General features: G+C 38.4%; 18 protein-coding genes. 6 read left to right on the forward strand and 12 right to left on the reverse strand.

The annotated features are described in order from the left end of the window. Nucleotides 1-91: 91 nt before the first annotated feature. From urtB to modB, 6 genes are all read left to right on the forward strand, one after another. Complete coding sequence (urtB, locus tag F9U64_RS08330) at nucleotides 92-994, forward strand: urea ABC transporter permease subunit UrtB (protein ID WP_153402555.1); 903 nt, start codon at nucleotides 92-94, stop codon at nucleotides 992-994. A gap of 12 nt (nucleotides 995-1,006) precedes the next feature. Then, on the forward strand, nucleotides 1,007-2,086 hold the full coding sequence (gene urtC / locus F9U64_RS08335; RefSeq protein ID WP_153402556.1) for an urea ABC transporter permease subunit UrtC: 1,080 nt from the start codon (nucleotides 1,007-1,009) through the stop codon (nucleotides 2,084-2,086). Next, nucleotides 2,040-2,813 carry an urea ABC transporter ATP-binding protein UrtD gene (gene urtD, locus F9U64_RS08340; protein ID WP_153402557.1) on the forward strand — a complete coding sequence of 258 codons (774 nt, stop codon included), beginning with the start codon at nucleotides 2,040-2,042 and terminating at the stop codon, nucleotides 2,811-2,813. The genes urtC and urtD overlap by 47 nt, the downstream gene beginning before the upstream one ends. Beyond that, nucleotides 2,791-3,480 (forward strand): urea ABC transporter ATP-binding subunit UrtE, encoded by a 690-nt coding sequence (gene urtE, locus F9U64_RS08345; RefSeq protein ID WP_153402558.1) that lies wholly within the window; start codon nucleotides 2,791-2,793, stop codon nucleotides 3,478-3,480. Before urtD ends, urtE begins: the two co-directional genes overlap by 23 nt. A gap of 152 nt (nucleotides 3,481-3,632) precedes the next feature. After that, the gene (gene modA / locus F9U64_RS08350; RefSeq protein ID WP_153402559.1) at nucleotides 3,633-4,403 is read left to right on the forward strand and encodes a molybdate ABC transporter substrate-binding protein; all 771 of its coding nucleotides are present in this window, start codon (nucleotides 3,633-3,635) and stop codon (nucleotides 4,401-4,403) included. Nucleotides 4,404-4,407: 4 nt separating this feature from the next. After that, the gene (gene modB, locus F9U64_RS08355) at nucleotides 4,408-5,064 is read left to right on the forward strand and encodes a molybdate ABC transporter permease subunit (protein ID WP_153402560.1); all 657 of its coding nucleotides are present in this window, start codon (nucleotides 4,408-4,410) and stop codon (nucleotides 5,062-5,064) included. An 82-nt stretch (nucleotides 5,065-5,146) separates the two neighbouring features. On the opposite strand, the gene F9U64_RS08360 is transcribed toward modB, so the two are convergent. From F9U64_RS08360 to F9U64_RS08415, 12 genes are all read right to left on the reverse strand, one after another. Next, nucleotides 5,147-5,791: a bifunctional 4-hydroxy-2-oxoglutarate aldolase/2-dehydro-3-deoxy-phosphogluconate aldolase gene (locus tag F9U64_RS08360; protein ID WP_153402561.1), complete on the reverse strand. Its 645-nt coding sequence runs from the start codon at nucleotides 5,789-5,791 to the stop codon at nucleotides 5,147-5,149. Between the two features lie 13 nt (nucleotides 5,792-5,804). Beyond that, nucleotides 5,805-6,758, reverse strand: a complete 954-nt coding sequence (locus tag F9U64_RS08365) for a sugar kinase (RefSeq protein WP_153402562.1) — start codon at nucleotides 6,756-6,758, stop codon at nucleotides 5,805-5,807. A gap of 16 nt (nucleotides 6,759-6,774) precedes the next feature. Continuing rightward, complete coding sequence (gene dgoD, locus F9U64_RS08370) at nucleotides 6,775-7,923, reverse strand: galactonate dehydratase (RefSeq protein WP_153402563.1); 1,149 nt, start codon at nucleotides 7,921-7,923, stop codon at nucleotides 6,775-6,777. 35 nt (nucleotides 7,924-7,958) lie between these two features. Beyond that, on the reverse strand, nucleotides 7,959-10,010 hold the full coding sequence (locus F9U64_RS08375; RefSeq protein WP_153402564.1) for a beta-galactosidase: 2,052 nt from the start codon (nucleotides 10,008-10,010) through the stop codon (nucleotides 7,959-7,961). A gap of 17 nt (nucleotides 10,011-10,027) precedes the next feature. Further along, nucleotides 10,028-11,659, reverse strand: coding sequence for a glycosyl hydrolase 53 family protein (locus F9U64_RS08380; protein ID WP_153402565.1), 1,632 nt, complete (start codon nucleotides 11,657-11,659; stop codon nucleotides 10,028-10,030). Between the two features lie 17 nt (nucleotides 11,660-11,676). Continuing rightward, entirely contained in the window at nucleotides 11,677-12,819 is a 1,143-nt protein-coding gene (locus F9U64_RS08385) for a glycoside hydrolase family 53 protein (RefSeq protein ID WP_153402566.1), read from the reverse strand. A 48-nt stretch (nucleotides 12,820-12,867) separates the two neighbouring features. Then, the gene (locus F9U64_RS08390; RefSeq protein ID WP_153402738.1) at nucleotides 12,868-13,710 is read right to left on the reverse strand and encodes a sugar ABC transporter permease; all 843 of its coding nucleotides are present in this window, start codon (nucleotides 13,708-13,710) and stop codon (nucleotides 12,868-12,870) included. Continuing rightward, complete coding sequence (locus tag F9U64_RS08395; RefSeq protein ID WP_153402567.1) at nucleotides 13,710-15,050, reverse strand: carbohydrate ABC transporter permease; 1,341 nt, start codon at nucleotides 15,048-15,050, stop codon at nucleotides 13,710-13,712. Before F9U64_RS08395 ends, F9U64_RS08390 begins: the two co-directional genes overlap by 1 nt. Nucleotides 15,051-15,104: 54 nt before the next feature. After that, a complete protein-coding gene (locus F9U64_RS08400; RefSeq protein WP_228275632.1) occupies nucleotides 15,105-16,385 on the reverse strand; it encodes a sugar ABC transporter substrate-binding protein in 1,281 nt (426 codons plus the stop codon). A 123-nt stretch (nucleotides 16,386-16,508) separates the two neighbouring features. After that, nucleotides 16,509-17,348: an AraC family transcriptional regulator gene (locus F9U64_RS08405; RefSeq protein ID WP_153402569.1), complete on the reverse strand. Its 840-nt coding sequence runs from the start codon at nucleotides 17,346-17,348 to the stop codon at nucleotides 16,509-16,511. Nucleotides 17,349-17,437: 89 nt separating this feature from the next. Next, nucleotides 17,438-18,637, reverse strand: a complete 1,200-nt coding sequence (locus F9U64_RS08410) for an ROK family transcriptional regulator (protein WP_153402570.1) — start codon at nucleotides 18,635-18,637, stop codon at nucleotides 17,438-17,440. A gap of 48 nt (nucleotides 18,638-18,685) precedes the next feature. Further along, complete coding sequence (locus F9U64_RS08415) at nucleotides 18,686-20,707, reverse strand: ABC transporter ATP-binding protein (protein WP_153402571.1); 2,022 nt, start codon at nucleotides 20,705-20,707, stop codon at nucleotides 18,686-18,688. Nucleotides 20,708-20,835: the final 128 nt, after the last annotated feature.

Below are 20,835 nucleotides of genomic sequence, written 5' to 3' on the forward strand. Positions count from 1 at the left end.
ATTGAACAGAGAATGAAGAAAAACTAATCTTCATTCTCTCTCTCATTAGTAAAGAAAAAACGATTCGAATGAAACAGAGAGGAACTTTTCTATGACTGAGATGATATTAACATTGTTTAACGGAATCAGCTTAGGTTCCATCCTTCTGCTTATCGCATTAGGCCTTGCCATTACATTCGGATTAATGAATGTAATCAACATGGCGCACGGGGAACTGATCATGGTTGGTGCCTATATTACCTATCTGGTCCAGAATATTTTTATGCAGTATGCACCTGAAAAGTATTTCGATTTATATTTTATCTTGTCTATCCCTCTAGCATTAATTGTCGCTGCCGGGGTTGGTGTGTTACTGGAAGTTTCCTTAATCCGCCATTTGTATAAACGGCCATTGGACAGTTTGCTGGCAACATGGGGTGTTGGACTTATCTTGCAGCAGCTGGCTCGAACGATCTTTGGTGCGCCCAATGTTGGGGTACAAAGTCCGAGCTTTTTAAACGGAGGTTTGGAGTTAGGTTCGATCACCTTCCCCTACTCCAGAATATTTATCCTGCTATTATCCCTTATTTGTTTAGCCTGTATTTTCTATTATTTCTATCGTACAGCAAGCGGAAGACGTGTCCGTGCAGTAATGCAAAACCGCCAGATGGCTGAATGTCTGGGTGTCTCAACACGGAAAGTAGATATGCTTACATTCGCGATTGGTTCCGGATTAGCTGGAGTTGCTGGATGTGCCCTGACATTATTAGGAGCAATTGGTCCAACCATCGGAACAAGTTATATTATTGATGCATTCATGGTCGTTGTTGTCGGAGGTGTCGGTGCTCTGTTTGGCGCAGTTGCCGGAGCATTTGGTATCGGAATTTTTAATACGATATTTGAATTTTTAACAAATGCAACTTTAGGAAAAGTATTGATTTTCATCCTGATTATTGCCTTCTTGCAATGGCGCCCTTCAGGAATTGTTATCAATCGATCAAGATCATTAGATTAGGAGAGTTAAAATATGATTAGTCAAAAACTCTTTAATAATAGAATTATATTCAGTGTCATTTTGATACTTTTATTATTTGCCCCATTATTTTTAACAGATTTTCGTTTGAATCTACTAGGAAAGTTTCTGGCATTTGCTATCTTGGCGATCGGGCTGGATTTACTGTGGGGATACACGGGTGTGTTGAGTTTAGGTCATGGAATCTTCTTCGGGCTTGGTGCATATGCAATGGCAATGTACTTGAAACTCGAAGCAACAGGCGGACAGTTGCCTGACTTTATGGCATGGAGCGGCATGTCGGAATTGCCATTGATCTGGATTCCTTTTCAATATCCCATTGTCGCTATCGCCCTCGGTATATTGATTCCTGCGGCCATCGCCTTTTTCTTAGGTTACTTAACCTTCCGCAATCGGATTAGTGGTGTTTATTTTACGATTTTGTCACAGGCACTTGTCCTTGTGCTTGTCACACTATTTGTTGGTGCACAGAATTTAACAGGCGGTACAAGCGGATTAACCAATTTTAAGACACTTTTCGGATATTCTGTTAACTCCCCTGCTTCACAAATGGTCTTTTACTTCATTACAGTTGGAGTACTTGCCATTATTTTCATTAGTTGCCGCATTCTTGTCAAAGGTAGATTTGGCAAGGTATTAGTTGGTATACGTGATGGAGAAAACCGGATGCGGTTCTTGGGCTACAATCCATCAACTTATAAAACATTTGTTTACACACTGTCTGCAGCTATTGCCGGAATTGCCGGAATGCTGTTTGTCTTACAAGTCGGGATTATCTCACCAACAATGATCGGCATTATCCCTTCGATTGAAATGGTGCTTTGGGTTGCATTAGGCGGACGCGGGACATTGATCGGACCAGTAATCGGAGCTGTGTTTGTCAATGCAGCGAAAACAGGCTTTAGTGAATCCTATCCGGAATTCTGGACATATTTCTTAGGCCTAATGTTCGTATTAGTTGTCGTCTTTTTACCAAAAGGCATAACAGGACTTTTCACGAAATGGAAGGAAAGGAGACAAAAACAAAATGACACAGCCAGTATTGAAGTTAGCAAAAGTTATAGTAGACTTTAGTGGTTTTAAGGCCATCAATCAGCTTGATTTCTCTGTACAACCTAATCGTGTCCATTTTGTTATCGGTCCAAATGGTGCAGGGAAAACAACCTTATTGGATGTTATTTGCGGAAAAACAAGGGCAACGCAGGGGAACATTCAATTACACGGAAAGCGCGAATTATCAAAAATGAGTGAAAATCAGATTGTTCATCAAGGTATTGCGAGAAAGTTTCAGGCACCATCGATCTTCCCGCAGCTAAAAGTAATCGAAAATCTGGAAATCGCGATGAAACAAAAGAAAGGCTTGTTCTCCATACTAAGGGCGAAATGGACCAAACAGGAGAAGGATAAAATAGAGGAAATGCTGAACCTGATCGGTTTGGAAAAAGTCCGAAACGAATTAGCCGGTTCACTGGCACATGGGCAAAAGCAATGGCTGGAAATTGCCATGGTTCTCATCCAGGAGCCTGATATTATTCTGCTTGACGAGCCAATTGCCGGTATGTCAAAGAAAGAACGAGATAAAACCGGGGAACTGATAACACAGATTGCGAAAGAACGTGCAGTATTGATCGTTGAGCATGATATGGATTTTGTCAAAGAATATGCGGACGTTGTCACCGTAATGCATGAAGGTCAATTATTATTTGAAGGAAGTATGGAGCAAGTTCAAAATAACAGTAAAGTGCGTGAAGTTTATCTGGGAAGAAAGGTTGAGTCAGATGTTGTCAATACAGGATCTTGAAGCTGGTTATGAAGACAGTATGGTCATTCGGTCAATCAATATGAATGTGGAAGAAAATCAGGTTATTTGCGTGATGGGCAGAAATGGTGTTGGAAAAACAACACTGCTGAAAACGATAATCGGTCTGATCCAGCCGAAGAATGGCAAAATTCAATACAAATCAGGAGATATTACGAAAGACCGGCCCTCACAGCGTGCCCGGAATGGCAGTGGATATGTACCACAAGGAAGAGAAATTTTCCCGAAATTAACGGTGCTTGAAAATCTCCAATTAGGTTTAGAAGCTGGTAATGTAAAGACAATTAATGAGCAAGTCTATGAATACTTCCCTATCCTGAAAGATTTTGCCAAAAGAAATGGCGGTGATTTGAGTGGCGGGCAGCAGCAACAGCTGGCAATCGCCCGGGCACTTGTCTCTAATCCTTCGTTTTTATTACTGGATGAACCAACAGAAGGAATTCAGCCAAATATCGTTGAAGAAATTCAAGCGGTAATTATGGATATTAAACAATCCTCCCAAACATCGATGATTTTAGTTGAACAAAATCTGGATTTTGTGAAAAATGTGGCGGACCACCTTTATGTTATTGATCATGGATCGATAGTTTACAGCAGTCCGATAGCGAATGTGGAAGATGAGGAAGTGTATCGGTATTTAACGGTTTAGTTGATGTTTTGGAATCCCCTTTTTTTAAAGAGAGGGGGCTCTTTTTTTGTATTCAAGGCTTTCTGCTTCTTCGTCTCGTGACTTTTTTCATTGTATCATTCGCTATATCTCATTATAATTAGGATAATTAATACAACAACAGGAGCATAACTATGATCAAAAATATATCCATCTTAATGATATGCATTATATTAATGATAAATTTAGCCGGCTGTGCCAAGAATCAGGCTACATCAGAAGAAGTGGAACTTACCGTTTCTGCTGCTGCAAGTTTACAAGATGCCTTAACCGAAATTGGGGCTGATTTTTCACAAGAATACCCGGACATTCAAGTAAATTACAATTTTGGTGGTTCGGGTTCCCTGCAGCAGCAAATCACACAAGGTGCCCCAGTTGATTTATATTTTTCAGCAGCTGAAGATAAATTTGCTCTACTATTGGAAGAAGAGCTGATTGATGAAGCGAACAGCACTGCTCTCCTGCAAAATCAGTTAGTGTTAATCACACCAAAAGATTCTGAGATCAGCAGTTTTGCAGAACTTAGTAAAGCTGCTAAAATTTCAATTGGAACACCAGCATCAGTACCTGCCGGGAAATATGCAAAAGAAACATTAGAGAACTTAAAAATATGGAATACGGTTGAAGAAAAAATGGTTTATGCCAAAGATGTTCGGCAAGTCCTTGCATATGTGGATACAGGCAATGTCGATGCAGGCATTGTCTATCAAACAGATGCACTTGTTTCCCAGGAGGTAGAGGTCGTCGCAACTGCTGAAGCAGACTTACACACACCAATTGTTTATCCTGTTGGTATCATAAAAAATACACCTTATCCTGAAGAAGCAGAACAATTTTACGAATACCTTCAATCAGAGCACGCTCTAGAGATTTTTGAAAATTACGGATTTAAAGGACTGAAATAATACACTGCCCGCCAATTTCTGGTCACCTGTCAAACTGTCATTAGAAGTAGCTTCCCTGTCGATTCTGATTGTAGTTGTATTAGCATTGATTATCGGAAGATTTATGGCAAACAAGAAGTTCAAAGGGAAATCGCTGCTGGAAACAATTTTCCTATTGCCATTAGTATTGCCGCCAACTGTTGTCGGTTTTTTATTAATTATCATTTTCGGAAGAAACAGCCTGATTGGCCAGATGATTGAGACACTCTTTCAGCAGCCTGTGATGTTTACCTATTGGGCTGCCGTGATTGCCTCTACTGTCGTTGCTTTTCCATTGATGTATCAATCGTTTAAGACAGGACTGGAAGCTGTTGATCAAGATATTGAAAATGCCGCACGTGTCGATGGTGCTGGAGAATGGAAATTATTCTTGTTCGTCTCTATCCCGCTTGCAAGCAAATCACTGATCTCTGGCGGGATTTTAAGTTTTGCCCGTGCATTAGGAGAATTTGGTGCTACTCTGATGTTTGCCGGAAACATTCCAGGAAAGACACAAACAACCCCGACAGCCATTTATATCGCAATCGATTCCGGTGATATGCAAATGGCATGGCTATGGGTTGCTTGTATGGTTGGGATCTCTTTTGTTATGTTATTTTTGGTCCATTTCGTTAGGTCCTGAATTCTCACCACTTCTCCTTATTAGAGGAGAAGCGGTGCTTGTGATCAGAAGTTATCATCAAACGAAGTGCATCAACTCACGATTATTCTTCCCTGCTTATTCCTGTTAATTTTTCCACATACATTTTTGCCCTGTTCGTCAATTCGGTTAAATCCTCTTCACGATAACTATCCTTTGCTTTCACAAGTGAGCTGCCCAGTCCTGCCGCTACTGCTCCTGATTTAAAATAGTCATTTACATTATCAAGGCTTACACCGCCAGTAGGCATTAATGGAATATGAGGCAGGGGACCATTCACATCTTTCATATATGCGGGACCTGCTGCTCTTGCCGGAAACACTTTTATAACATCTCCGCCAGCTTCATATGCTGTAAGTATTTCTGTCGGTGTCAACGCCCCCGGAATACTTACAACACCATAACGTTTCGTCATTTGAATGGTATCGATGTTTACTGTAGGCGAAAAAATAAACTGTGACCCTGCCATAATGGCTGCTCGTGCTGTTTCGGCATCCAGCACTGTACCAGCTCCGACAATCACTTGTTCTGGTAATTCCCTTCTTAACTTTTCAATTATTTGTAAAACCTGAGGTGTATCAACTGTTACTTCCAATGTGTGGATCCCGCCAGCATGCAGAGCCTTCGCAACAGGTAAAATATCGTCAGGCTTTATCCCGCGAATAATCCCTACTAATCTATTTTGATAAATTGTTTGTAGAATGTCCATTTGTCCACCTCTTTTAGCGACTGACATCGTCTTTCGCTGGTTTAATAAAACGATCAATTTCCGCCTTTTCCGGTAACCCCTCGACGTCTCCATTCACCATTGTTACCATTGCACCAATCGCATTTCCGCGTTGTACCGATTCCTCAAGCGTCATGCCGTCTAGTAATCCAGAAATAAAACCAGCAGCAAAACCGTCCCCTGCACCGACTGGATCTACAACCTGCTCAACAGGAAAACTTGCAGCAAATCCTGATTGTGCTTCTGAATAATAATAGGTTCCTTCCTTGCCAGCTTTTAAAATCACAAACTCTGCACCAAGTTTGAAAAAGCTTTCGGCATAGTCAGCAGGCTCTTTCTCACCGAAAAGATAGGCTGCTTCACTCATTCCCGGCAAAATAATATCTGATTGAGAGGCAATCTCGAGCAAAACTTGTTGTGCTTTTTCTTTGCTTACCCACAGTTTTTCTCTTAAATTCGGGTCAAAAATAACTTTCACATTATTCCTTTTCGCGATTCTAATTGCTTCCAACATTGTCTCATAACAACTTTCACTCAGTGCAGGAGTAATCCCTGTTATGTGTAAATAGCTTGCCTGTGCGATGTATTCCTCTGAAACATCTGATTTCGCCATCGTGCTGGCCGCTGATCCTTTACGGTAATATTGCACCCTTACATCAGAACTCTTACGCAATTCCTTGAAATAAATTCCTGTTGGAGCACTAGGGGCGGATTTTACTTGTGATACATCCACTCCTTCCCCTCTGATAAAGGAAATCATCGCACGTCCAAACTCATCATCACCAACTTTGCTAATCCAGCCTGTTCGATATCCCAGTCTTGCCAGTCCAATCGCAACGTTTGATTCAGCCCCACCAATCTTCCTCGAAAAAACTGGCGCATATCGCATCAGGCCATTCGATTCTGGTGTGAATAATATCATGGATTCCCCTAATGTGACGACATCCATTATTCCCTCCTCCTTTCTACCATTCAGCAACCGTTCCATCTTCATGACGCCAAATCGGGTTTCTCCAATTATGACGTTTCTCTGCCATTGCCTTCACTTTTTCTTCATTTATTTCGATTCCCAGTCCCGGACCTTGCGGGATCTTGACATGCCCATCCTTATAATCAAAAACTGATCGATCTAAAATATAGTCCAATAAATCACTTCCCTGGTTGTAGTGAATACCCAGACTTTGTTCTTGAATAAATGCATTATGCGTTGTCGCATCCACTTGCAAACAGGCAGCCAGTGCAATTGGGCCTAAAGGACAGTGTGGTGCAATAGCTACATCATACGCTTCAGCCATTGAAGCAATTTTCTTCACTTCTGTAATTCCACCTGCGTGTGATAAATCAGGTTGAATGATATCGACATAGCCATCTGCTAACAAATGTTTAAAATCCCACCTGGAATACATTCTTTCCCCTGTTGCTATCGGAATGCTTGTATGATTGGCAATTTCCCGCAATGCTTCATTGTTCTCGGATAAAACCGGCTCTTCGATAAACATTGGGCGAAATGCTTCCAATTCTTTCGCTAAAATTTTTGCCATTGGCTTATGCACCCGGCCATGGAAGTCGACGCCTATCCCAATATAATCGCCTACAGCCTCCCTTATTGCAGCAATTCGTTCAATTGTCTGATCAATTTTTTCATATGAATCAATGTACTGTAATTCTTCTGTCCCGTTCATCTTCACAGCTGTAAAACCTGCATCAACAACAGCTTTAGCTGCTTTTCCGACATCACTTGGCCGGTCTCCGCCTATCCAGGAATAGACGCGGATCGATTCCCGACATGCACCGCCAAGTAATTGATAAACAGGTGCGTCAAAGTACTTCCCTTTTATATCCCATAATGCCTGGTCAATCCCTGCAATCGCACTCATTAAAATTGGTCCGCCACGATAAAAGCCTGCACGGTACATGACGTTCCAATGATCTTCAATTCGCATTGGATCTTTGCCTCTTAAGTAATCCGCTAACTCATGTACAGCTGCCTCAACCGTTGCAGCGCGACCTTCGACAACAGGCTCTCCCCAGCCAACTATTCCTTCATCTGTTTCAATTTTTACAAAACACCATCGTGGTTCAACTAAATATGTTTCTATTTTAGTTATTTTCATCTCACCACACCTTTCTATGAAACGTATTTGTGTTCTTATTTTTTCAGAACTTCCACTCCATAGCCTTCCAGCAACAACGGCTGTGACACTTCACTTCCAGTTAACATATCCACATATGACTGATCAGGAAGAAAGACTTCTTTTGTTTCATTAGAAAAATTCATTAAAAATAGAAAATCATTTTTTCCATCTGTTCTTATCTGTGCGCTCACTTCTTTTGGCAATACTCCATCTATTGCTTTTTCAAGTTGCAACTGATCCGCTAACTCACTGTAAAAATCCTGATGAAAGGCATGATCATTTCTTGAAGCAATGTAATATGCTTTTCCTTCACCAAAGTTATTCACCGTAAGTGCCGGTCTGCCTGCATAAAAATCGTCTTTATAATAAGCTAATGCCTCAGCACCTTCCAGATGGATAAGATCACATAGCTCTCTTGCCTCATATTCTCCTTCTAAACCGAACGAATTATTGGATGCAGCTTCCATTATGTTTATTTCACCTTCATATAAACTGTCAATTTCTTCTGACCAGATTCCCAGTGTTTTACGTAAAGGACCTGGAAATCCATTTAGAAAAGTTAAGTCTGTTTCATTTACAACCCCTGACCAGTATGTTGCAACAAAGGTACCCCCATTTTGAACAAATTGCTCGATCTTCTCACCAACACCTTGTCTCACCATATACAACATTGGAGCAATTACCAGTTTGTATTTCGAAATATCCTTCTCCATGTCAATGACATCTACACTAATGCCCTGTTCCCAGAATGCCTGGTAATGTTCTCTCACCGTTTTTTCATAGTGAATCCCGCTGTTTCTTGGACCTTGTGCATCTTTAACAGCCCAGCGGTTTTCGGTATCAAAAATGACCGCAACTTCAGCATTTACTGTTGTTCCTGCTATTTCATCTAATTTGTCAAGATTTGCACCAAGTTCCTTCACATCCTGGAAAACGCGTGTATTTTCATGCCCGACATGATCTACTACTGCACCATGAAACTTCTCACTTGATCCCCTGCTTTTCCGCCATTGGAAATACTGCACCGAATCAGCACCATGAGCCACTGCCTGCAAGGATGACAGCTTATGCATTCCCGGCTTTTTCAGCTTACTGATCGGCTGCCAGTTTGTCATACTTGGTGTGCTTTCCATTAACAAGAATGGTTTCCCGTCTTTAATGGAACGGAACCAGTCATGATTCATCGCCGTCCATGCGGCTAATGCTGTCGCATCTTCTTCCCCATGCCATTTCGGATAAGAATCCCATGACACAACATCTAAATCATCAGCGAACTTTGCATAATTGAGTCCAGAGAACGCTTCCATAAAATTCGCTGTTACAGGAATATCCGGATTCACCTGCTTGAATGGTTTTACTTCATGACGATAAAAGTCTAACGTTTGATCTGTAACAAAGCGCCGCCAATCCAGATTCTGCCCATGCACCATTGTTTCCCCGTGGGGTGCAGGTGATTCGACTTGGGACCAGTTTGTATACGTATGACTCCAAAAAGTTGTCCACCACGCATCATTCAAAGCATCCAATGTTTTATATTTTTCCTTGAGCCAGTTTCGGAAAGCATCCTGACAATAAGAACAATGGCAATCTCCGCCATATTCATTCGAAATATGCCAGCCAATCACAGCAGGATGATCGGAATAACGCTCCGCTATTTTTGTATTTATGATCTCTGTCTTCTCAAGGTAAACGGGTGAAGTGTAACAATGATTATGTCTTCTGCCATGCAGGTTCCGTACACGATTTGCTGCTACTCTCAAGACCTCCGGATATTTTTCCGACATCCATGCAGGTCTAGCCCCTGTTGGTGTTGCTAAAAAAGCGTATATCCCATTTTCTGAGAAGGTATCTAAAATATTATCCATCCATTCAAAGTTAAACGTTCCTTCTTCGGGCTCTAACTTCGCCCATGAGAAAATCCCGACAGACATCACATTGCAATTAGCTAGCTTCATCAAACGAATATCTTCTTTCAGTACTTCAGGGTATTTCTCCCACTGTTCCGGATTATAATCTGCTCCATGCAGCATTTTTGGTATTTTTTCGCTCACTGGTTTGAATTTCATATTATTCTCCTTTTGCATTAGTTACTTTTAAAGAACTTGACATTATCCACGTTAATCCAATTGTTAGCATGTGCATACGATATAATACCTATATCACATTGACCGTTAGTCACATTTATATCTTTTATCTCTATTTTAACCCACTTAGACGGGCTTACAGGTAATTTCGTCTGAAGTTCTTGGCCACCATAATTCTTTGCGTAAATATATGCATCATCTTGTCCACCACTATTTAATACCCACGCTGAAAATGTATAATTGCCATCCTCAAGATCAGTTATTGTTTGATATGTAGAGACAGTATAATCATTGTTACTCCAATGGGTTAGCTTATAGTCCCCATTAATACCCGGGTCTTCAACAAATACAGCATTTGTATCTGCGCTATCTTCTGCCCATACTCCCCAATCTGAAGGTGTATTCGTCCACCCGTCATTTTCAAAGTCATTATTTTTCACGAAGTTATTTTTAGTGGTTTTATTTCTAAATATTGACACACTCTCTAATACATTTCCATTGAAATCGAATAGTGTTTGATTATCCCATGGATTGGATAGTAATCCAGTGTCATTATTATATAACTTACCTGCTTCAGTTCCCCAATTAGCACCCTCTACTGGTATCCATGTTGGTTCCCACCAGAAAATACCTCGTCCTCGATTGTTAGGAATGTCTTTTACAATTTCTTTTAAATCATTCATATATTGAATTTGCCCTTCTGGGGTAGCTGGGTAACCCCCAACACTCTCTTCTGTTTCAAAAAATGAATTACCCAATCCATCCCCATCGTCTAAAGTAAATCCGTATGCAGTCTCTACTATCATAACATCTTTATTATACCGTTTACTAATATTATTTAGATTGTAATGTAACTCACCCATCGTACCATGCCAGAATGGATAATAAGACAAACCAATTATATCGAAATCTACTCCTAATGCAGTTATATTATCAAACCACCATTGATATAAGCTATTATCCCCTCCATGATCAAGATGTAAAACTATTTCTATATCTTCTTCACTGGTTAGAGCATCCTTTATACCTGATATTCCGGCTGAAAATAGTTCCGCTAACTGAGTGAAGTTATTATTACCTTCACCTACTTTACCATCAGCCCATAATACCCCTGCAGTCGTTTCATTACCGATTTGAACCATATCTGGAAGTATATTTTGCTGCTCCATGCGCTCAATAACATTTTTAGAATATTGATAAACTTGAGTTTTTAACTCAGGGTAGGACAGCTCTTGCCATGCTTTAGGTTTAGTTTGAGTTCCTGGGTCTGCCCAAAAATCACTGTAATGGATATCTAATAAAATATTCATTCCAAGGGCTTTAGCTCGCTTAGCTAATGAAATAGTTGTATCTAAGTCATTGGTACCTCCACCGTAAGGATTCCCTTCACTGTCATATGGATCTACCCACAATCTTAAGCGCACATAGTTCATACCATTAGAACTTAATATCTCCATTGCATCTTGCTCTATGCCATCTTCATAAAATTTTCCACCTAAATCCTCTACTTCTTCTAACATCGATATGTCTCCTCCCATAATGAATTCATTCGCTAATAATTCACTATCATTTAGATTAAAAGCTATAAACAATAAACACATAAAAAAACTAATTACTATTTTCCTTATCATTATTAATTCTCCTTTTTTTAAAATAATTTAAAAACATTTAATGACTTTAGTGCATTTCCCTTAAAATCAAACAAACTCTGATTTGCCCAATGATTACCAGGATTTCCTATATCATTTCCATATTTCATCCCTTCTAGGCTTGCCCAACTTGTATTTTTCACCGGTAACCATGCTGGTTCCCAATAAACAATCCCTAGACCTTTATGGGTTTGGTTATCAATTTTTTTTAATATATCCATTAAGTCTGTTAGAAATTGTACTTGCCCATCAACGGTGGGTGGATATCCGGCAATATCCGCTAATTCCTTACTAAAAATACTGTCTTCCCCTTCTGGAACTTTATCTGTGAAGGCATAGGCAGTCTCTACAACCATTAAATCCTTTTCATAGCGTTTTCCGATATCTAATAAATTAAATTCTAATTCTTCTAGACTTCCATGCCAATAAGGGTAATAGGAGAGACCGATAATATCATAATCTACATTTCTGTCACTTATCTCATCAAACCAAATTCTATATAAATTATTCGCCCCCCCAAAATCTAAGTGAAGAATTATCTTTAATTCAGAACTTATCTCTCTAACTGCCTTAGTACCCGCATTTAATAAATTTGCTAACTGATCATATGATTTCCTTCTCTCCTCTCCCCTCCATTCCTCAAATTCTTTTTCTTTCCACAGAAATGTTGGTGTTTTTCCATATGGCCATAACATTCCATTTGTAATCTCATTTCCTATTTGTATATATTCGGGAGTTACCCGATTTTGCTTACAAGTTATGAGTACATCTTTTGTATATTGATATACTTTATCTTCTAACTCCTTTCCACTTAAATTTTCCCAACTCTTTGGTTTCTGTTGCTTTTTTGGATCTGTCCAAAAGTCGCTATAATGAAGATCCAGCATGAATTTCATGCCCTTTTCTTTAATTCTTTTCGCTAAGCTTATTGTTGTAGCTAAATCATTCGTTCCACCCATGTAAGGATTACCCATAGCATCATATGGATCTACCCATAATCGTAATCTTACTAGATTGATCCCCTTAGTTCTCAATATCTCTATTAAATCTTCTTTTTTGTCATCTAAGAAATATTCACCTCCGAATCTTTCTATTTCATTTAAGATAGATATATCTACACCTTTTATAAAATGCTGTGTCAAAATAAATCATGCCCTTCTTAATTCAGTAAATTTTGCGAATTTCTATTTTTATCCTTTTGTCCCACCAGCTGTAAGCCCTGTTATCAAATATCTTTGTAAAAACAAATAAAGTATTGACACAGGTGCTGCGATTAATATTGCTCCCGCGGCAAATCTAGTAAAGTTGTTTGAAAATTGATCATTAATAAAATTAAATAATCCTAATGCTAGCGTGTAATTATCTGAACTCTGTAAAATAATTGATGGTAATAAAAAGTCAAATAAAGGTGTCATAAAATTGAATAATGCTACTACTGCTAATATTGGCTTTGCTAGAGGTATGATAATTCTTAAAAAGATCGTCATATGACCAGCACCATCAATTTTAGCTGATTCATCTAATTCTCTTGGAATTGTATCCAAGTATCCTTTTACTAGCCATGCATTAAAGGGGATTTGTCCACCTACATAAATCAAAATTAAGCCCGTTAACGTATCTAATAGTCCTACAAGATTTAACAATATATATAGCGCCACCATCGCCATCATTGCCGGAAACATTTGTAGGATTAGAAATGTATATAATCCAGTTTTCTTCCCTACAAAGTTATATCTTGAAAATGCATAAGCTACGAGTGAAGTCATAATCACTGAGAATACAGCCGAACAACCAGAAACGATCATACTATTTTTATACCAAAGTAAATAATCACTATTTGGATCTGTAAAAAGCCATTTATAGTGTACTAAAGACCATTTTTCAGGAATAATAGTCGATGAGTAAAAACTTGTACTTGAATTTAATGACATACCTATTGCCCAAACTATAGGATAGATGATAATAACAGCCATAAAAGTGAAAATTAGATAAATCCCTACTACTTCTAAATTTGATTTCATTTTTGAATTCATCAAATTTTCCCCTCCTGTTTAAATGAACTTGTCCGACGGAATTGGAATATAGCAAATACGGAAACTAATAATCCAATGATTAATGAAATTGCTGCAGCCATACTATAATTATTTGTCTCAAATGTTAATTTATAGACCCATGAAATTAATATGTCTGTTCCTCCTGCATTTTGCCCCTGGACTGCTGGACCACCTTCATTAAAAAGATAAATAACATTAAAATTATTAAAATTAGTTGTGTATTGAATAATCAATAAAGGCGCAGTTGCAAATAATACATGAGGTAAAGTAATATTTCTGAATTTCTGCCATCTTGTTGCACCATCAACTTCTGCTGCTTCATACCAATCTTTTGAGACGCTTTGCAACACACCTGAAAATAAAGCAAAAATAAATGGATAGCCTAACCATGTCTGAATTAAAATTAGAACTATTCTTGTATAAAATGGATCTGATAACCAAGGTATTCCATCTCCACCAAATAGAGGGATAATTATATCTCGATTTATCGTCCCAAAATCATTATTAAACATTGCAGCAAATATCAAAATAGATACAAACCCCGGAACAGCCCATGGCAGTATCAATATAGTACGAATTAACTTTTTAAATTTAATTCGACTGTCATTAGCAAGCAATGCTAAAAATAAACCTAAAATTATTTGTAAACTTGTAGCAACCAATGTCCAAATAATTGTCCATGAAAACACACTGAAGAACGTATCCTTCCATATTGGTACACTTATCAGTTGAGTAAAATTTTCAATACCAACCCAGTCTAGCAAATTTCTTGGAGGGGAATTATATAAATCATAGTTAGTGAACGCTAATGAAATAGCAAATAACAATGGTAATAAAACTGTAAAAATAAGTAGAGTGAATCCTGGAACAGTTAACCAGTATACAAAAGAACGATCATACCCTATTCTTATAGATTCTCTTAATCCTGGAGGCTCCCAACCTTGAGCAATTAATTTAGCTTGCTTTCTTGCATCCTTAACATTTAAAATATAGAATGCAACAACAAACACTAACATGATGATAGAAATTAACCCATAGACAAGTAAGAAAATAGAATGATCTACTCCCTGGATTGTACCTAATGTTCTGATTCCCCAAATTCCTAAATTGATAAAATCACCACATGTCATAATGAAAGCAATCTCAAGAATAATAAAAACTATCCCTTTGAAAAACCTTCTATTATAGATCTGTCCACAACCAGCAAAGATTATGGATAAAATTGTCGCAAGGACAGCATTATGTTTTACAGATTTAGGTTTATTATTATTTCCCTTTTCATTAAGAGGATTATCTATTACCCTTTCTCTTTCAAGCATTGTTATCATCCTTTATATACCTAGAGTGAAAAGGAGACCTTTTCACTCTGGAAATTACTGTGCTGACATATCTATTTTCTGCTTTATATTACTAACTACATCGTTTAACACTTCTTCTACGTCCCCACCATTTACTATCAGTTCAATAGCATCATCAATATCCCATACAATTGACATTTCAGGAATATTTGGCATTGGTGTGCCATTAGGAATTTGTTTAGTATACCCCTCATAAATTGGGTCATCAATTTGTTTTAATATTTCTGGTCTCGGTGGCATTTCACCAGTAGAATCATAATTTAGTTGAGAATTTTCACTATTTGTCATGAATTTTGCTAAGTCCATTGCCCATTTAGGATGTTCACTATATGAAGACACCAACCAAGATTTAACACCTACAAATGATGGAGCTGTTTTACCATTAATCTTAGGTAACGGTGCAGTTGCTAAATCATCACCAAGTGCTTCTTGGTAGATTGGAATGTTCCATGGACCACTTACAACCATCCCTACTTTACCTTCAGTAAATAATCCATCTATTACGTCTACTGTTAAACTTTTAGGTATAAGCCCTTCATCAATAAACTTTTTGAATTCTTGTAACCCTTTGATAGAACCATCATTATTTAAGCCAATATCTGATGGATCATATACTCCATTTTCCTCACCAAAAACGTAACCACCGTAACTATTCATAAAAGAATATAAGTAATAAAACTCAGGCGAAATTAAAAATCCAAATTGATCTTTGCTAGCATCTGTCAATTCTTTTGCTAGGTCATATACTTCTTCAATAGTCTCTGGAGGAGCATCAACTAAACTCTTGTTATAATAAATAAAGTAAGTATCAATTGTTACCGGTGCCCCATAGATTTCACTTTCGTAGGTAAAGGCATCAATTGCTACATCACTAAAACCACTAAGGTCCTCATCCGTGTATTCCATTGGAACAGCAAGCCCTTGCGCCACCACATCACCAAGACGATCTTGAGGTTGGAAGAATAGGTCTGGCCCATCTCCCGTTGGGCCTGCTAAGCTAAGTTTTTGCAGTTGATCAGGCATCGGCACTTTTTCATAAACAACTTCAATTCCAGTCTCCTCTTTATAGGCAGCAAACATTTCCTCTGCTGCAGCAATTGCTTCTTCTTCATCGTTCATCCAAACTTTAAGTTGCTCCGGCTTTTCTGCTTCTTCAGATTCTTTTTCTTCTGAATCTCCTTCTCCACTGTTTTGTGATGTTTGTCCTACTTCTTCACGTTCAGGCGCGCATGCCGCGAGCACGAATAGAAGTGACACAATTAATAATAAATCCCATAAAGTTTTGTTTTTAAACAAATTCATGACCTCCTTAATAAATTAATTTTATTATCTCTACACTCATTATTATAAAGCGTTTACAAAATGGTGGATATATCAAATTCTTCTAACTTACTTTCAAATAACGAAACCTGCATCATTTTACTGATGCAGGTTTCGATAAGTGGTTGGTGTTATTCCCTCACGCTTTTTGAATGTTGTAACGAAATGACTGAGACCATTAAATCCAACTTGTTTCGCTATTTGTTTTAAAGATAAGTCTGGATTTGTAATAAGAATTCGTTTGGCTTCTCTAATTCTTAATTGCACAAGGAATGAGTATGGGCTTATACCGAAAGTATCATGGAACATTGTGTTTAAATGTTGGGCACTCACCTGCGCCTTATCAGAAATTTCCAACAACCCAATATCTTCATGATAAACTTGTTCGAGCCATTCAACGATTGAACGGATTTTCTCATATGATTGTAAAATGGATAGCTTATCATTCATCTGTCCATATTTTTTTAAATAGACTAAAAATTGATATAAATCAGATGAAATTTCGTGGGCAATATGATGCGGCGCTGCATTTTGTTCCAATTTTAGTAACATTTTCTCTACATGGTCAGAAAAAGCTATCTGATTCGTTTCTTCATAAAAAGCAGAATAATTCATATCCAGGGAGTTCAATATTGGATCAATTGCTGCTCCTGTAAATGTTATATAATAGGTTTGCCATAGTCCCCCTGCCTGATGATCTGAATAGTAGGCATGCGGTGTATAAGGAGTCAATAAAATCCCTTTACCTACAGGAAGAGAGAAAGTTTGATTTTGTAACTCGATCAAACCTTCTCCCTTGATTGTTTGTAACCAATGATAATAAGGATAGCCTTCAGGACGGTGAAAGTCTAATTCTTGTGGATTATAACCGATACTTTCAATATATAGTGGTAAAGGATTCTCAGAATTAGAAAAAGTAAATCTTTTTTTCACATTCATTGGCAACAACTCTTTTCATAAAGGGTATCTATTATTCTATTATATGAGAAATAAGTACACATTTAAAGCAAACTTCTTAAGAATATATTTTACCCAATATTTGGTTCAAACAATTCACTTAATATCAATGCTACCGAACCTAAGGAGGATCCGTAACTACCTAATTTTGATATCAAAATTGCTGTGGTTTGAGCTTTCTCCGTAATCACTCTTTCCATTAACGTTTCTTTTATCGCTGTTAAAATAAAATCTCCCGCTTTAGAGACCCCGCCACCTATAATGATTTTGCTTGGATTCCATACATGGACAAGGTTAGTTAGTGCAATACCAATATATACACCCGTATCATGAAGTATTTCTATCGCTAAGGAATCATTATTCATTGCTGCTTTGTACACGAGTTCTGCTGTTATTGCTTGCTCTTCTTCTATCCAATTGATTAATATACTTTCGTTTCCATAGTTTAGTTGCTCCAAGATCCGCTCCGCAATCGCCGGGCCTGAAACTAAAGTTTGCAGACAGCCATAATTGCCGCAGGAACATTTTTTCCCATTAATATCAATCATCATATGGCCGATTTCACCGGCAATACCATGCTCCCCATTATATAATTTCCCATCAATCACAATCCCTGCACCGACACCGAGTCCGATATTAATTGCAACCATACTTTTGTGACTGACCCGATCCTGGAACCAGGCTTCTCCCAGCGCAAAAGCTTTGGCATCATTCTCGACTTTTACATCCATTTGAAATTTTTCTTCCAGATCTTTTTTTATCGGAATATCTCTCAATTGCAAGTTCGGAGCAAAAATCGAAACACCTGATTCAGCATCAACAATCCCGTGCATTGCCACTCCGATGCCAATGAACTCAAGATCACTGTGCTGCTGCATCAAATGCTGAACACCTTTTGTTAAAATGGAAAGAAATGACTCCTCCGTCACATTTTCATCTAAAAGTTCTTCCGATTCATCCATCACCTTACCAGATAAATCAGAAATAATGAATTGGATCTTACTTAAACCAACATCACTGCCAATCACATGGAAGCCAGATGTATTCAAAATCAACATCGTCGGCTTCCTTCCACCTTGTGATTCGCCTAATGTACTTTCCAGTATCAACCTCTGTTCTAAGAGCTCCTTGACGATCGATCCGACTGTCGGCGGTGTCAATTTCGTTTCTTTTGCAATTTGAGCTCGTGATATTGGCTCAGATGTACGAATTTTATTTAAAATGATTGCTTTATTTAATGATTTCATCCATTGAAAACTGCCACGCTGCATGAAGTTACCTACTTTCTAAAGATACTTCATTAAGTATAACATATATAGCTAAGAGGCCTGAACACCTTTCTTCCCTAGCTGCATCTCATACATTTTGAAGTATTCCCCATGGTCGGCTAGCAGTGTTTCGTGATTGCCTTCTTCAATTATTTCACCATGACTTAGAACAAAAATCTGATCCGCCTGCTGGATTGTGGATAACCTGTGGGCAATGACAAGTGTTGTACGACCCTTTTTTAGTACATTTAGAGCTTTTTGGATCATGCCTTCTGTTTCTGTATCAATATTAGCTGTTGCTTCATCCAGAATCAGAATTGCCGGATCAAATGCCAATGCACGCGCGAAAGACAGTAATTGACGCTGTCCTGTGGAAAATTCATTCCCTTTTTCTTTCACAGGTTCATCATACTGGTTAGGCAGTTTTTCAATAAAACGATCGGCTCCAACTGCCTTTAATGCCTGAATCGCCGTTTCTCTGCTGACAGATGGATCATTCATCGTGATATTGGACAGGATCGTCCCAGTAAAAATAAACGGATCCTGCAAAACAATACCGATATGCTGTCTGATCTGCTGCTTCGCAAAATCACCTGTATCGATTCCATCAATCAGAATCTTGCCTTTTGTCGGATCATAAAAACGGAACAGCAAATTCATAATCGTACTTTTCCCGGAACCAGTATGACCGACAAATGCCGCTGTCTGACCTGCTTTAATCTCGAAGCTTAAGTCTTTTAATACATAGTCTTCTTTATTATAGGCAAAAGAAACGTGATCAAAGCTGACATTTCCCTTATAGCGGTTAATTGGTGTATCACTCATATCCTCTGCTTTTTCATCCAATAAATGAAACACCCTTTGACCAGATGCTCTTGCTAATTCCAATTGTTCAAGTTGGCTGACGATTTGATTAACTGGCTCAAACAAACGGGTTAATAAGTCAACCAAGGCATAAAGCAAACCTGCAGAGGCAAGCGTAGTACCATCAAGTGCTCCTCCGCCAAAATAGAGAATAACTACAACGAAAGCCACATTACGCAAAAGATCAACAAGATTAAAAGAGGAAAATGCGTTAAATGTGTTCATTTTTGTCTGGAAATGGCGCTGCTTCTCATTTAAAACTTCGAATTCCCCAGCCATTCTTTCCGTTTGATTATATGCCTGTATCACTGTCATTCCCTGAATCGATTCATTAATATTCGCATTAATGTTACTGTTCGTTTCCCGGATGATCCGGTTATATCTGCCGCCAATTTTTTTATAGACATTCATCCAGATAAATAAAATTGGAACAAGCAATAATGAAATCAATGCTAATTTTACATCTAAAATAAACAGGGCGATAAAGATACCGAACATATAAATAATTCCAGATGCAAAGACTTCAAGGACTTTAACATAAAGCTCTCTGATTGCTTCCGTATCGTTCGTTACCCGTGCCAGTATTTTTCCTGCCGGCTGGTCGACAAAATACTTGATCGGAATACGCTGAATATGATGAAACACATCATGGCGCATTTTCTGAATGATGCGGTTGGAAGCATATTGCAGCAAGTAAGTTTTGTAATAAACAAACACCGATGAAATAAGAATTAGACTAATATAGAGTACAAGCAGCCAGATAATCGACTTTACTTCCTGTTGGAAAAAGGTAAAGACTTCACTTGTGGAAAGCTTTTCACCCTCTACCGCAATTGGACTTCCATCATTTTCAAGCATGACTTCTCCATTACTGTATTCCGTGAATGTTGCTTGTAATGATACTTCATCCCTTAACAAATAAAAGTCGAGCCCATCTTGAAATAAGGTAACAACCTGACCTTCCGCTTCATCTGCACGGTCAACTCTTACATAATTTTCCCCTTCAAACGCAATGCCTGACCCGTTATCTGTTACTACATAATGATTAGCCACACCCACGATATGCTGATCAATTAGTCTTTTCGCAATAAAAGGCCCGCTCAATTCGAGAGCTACCGCAAACATTAAACAAACAAGCCCAATAATAATCGTCTTTCTATAGTTCAGTGCATATTGAAATAACCGCTTTTCTGTCGACACTTTTTTCATTATTCCAGACCTCCTTCCATCTGCTGGATCATGAACTGATGATAATACCAGCCTCTCATCAGCATCAATTCTTCATGCGTACCATGTTCCGTTATTTTCCCGTCTTCAAGGACAATGATTTGATCCGC

This window comes from Gracilibacillus oryzae (genome assembly GCF_009498735.1).
Lineage (GTDB): Bacteria > Bacillota > Bacilli > Bacillales > Amphibacillaceae > Gracilibacillus > Gracilibacillus oryzae.

Bases quoted from the DNA above. Each gene is read 5' to 3' on its own strand.
- urtB (WP_153402555.1), top strand. From the start codon at position 92: ATGACTGAGATGATATTAACATTGTTTAACGGAATCAGCTTAGGTTCC.
- urtC (WP_153402556.1), top strand. From the start codon at position 1,007: ATGATTAGTCAAAAACTCTTTAATAATAGAATTATATTCAGTGTCATT.
- urtD (WP_153402557.1), top strand. From the start codon at position 2,040: ATGACACAGCCAGTATTGAAGTTAGCAAAAGTTATAGTAGACTTTAGT.
- urtE (WP_153402558.1), top strand. From the start codon at position 2,791: ATGTTGTCAATACAGGATCTTGAAGCTGGTTATGAAGACAGTATGGTC.
- modA (WP_153402559.1), top strand. From the start codon at position 3,633: ATGATCAAAAATATATCCATCTTAATGATATGCATTATATTAATGATA.
- F9U64_RS08360 (WP_153402561.1), bottom strand. From the start codon at position 5,791: ATGGACATTCTACAAACAATTTATCAAAATAGATTAGTAGGGATTATT.
- F9U64_RS08365 (WP_153402562.1), bottom strand. From the start codon at position 6,758: ATGGATGTCGTCACATTAGGGGAATCCATGATATTATTCACACCAGAA.
- dgoD (WP_153402563.1), bottom strand. From the start codon at position 7,923: ATGAAAATAACTAAAATAGAAACATATTTAGTTGAACCACGATGGTGT.
- F9U64_RS08375 (WP_153402564.1), bottom strand. From the start codon at position 10,010: ATGAAATTCAAACCAGTGAGCGAAAAAATACCAAAAATGCTGCATGGA.
- F9U64_RS08380 (WP_153402565.1), bottom strand. From the start codon at position 11,659: ATGATAAGGAAAATAGTAATTAGTTTTTTTATGTGTTTATTGTTTATA.
- F9U64_RS08390 (WP_153402738.1), bottom strand. From the start codon at position 13,710: ATGAATTCAAAAATGAAATCAAATTTAGAAGTAGTAGGGATTTATCTA.
- F9U64_RS08395 (WP_153402567.1), bottom strand. From the start codon at position 15,050: ATGCTTGAAAGAGAAAGGGTAATAGATAATCCTCTTAATGAAAAGGGA.
- F9U64_RS08405 (WP_153402569.1), bottom strand. From the start codon at position 17,348: ATGAATGTGAAAAAAAGATTTACTTTTTCTAATTCTGAGAATCCTTTA.
- F9U64_RS08410 (WP_153402570.1), bottom strand. From the start codon at position 18,637: ATGCAGCGTGGCAGTTTTCAATGGATGAAATCATTAAATAAAGCAATC.
- F9U64_RS08415 (WP_153402571.1), bottom strand. From the start codon at position 20,707: ATGAAAAAAGTGTCGACAGAAAAGCGGTTATTTCAATATGCACTGAAC.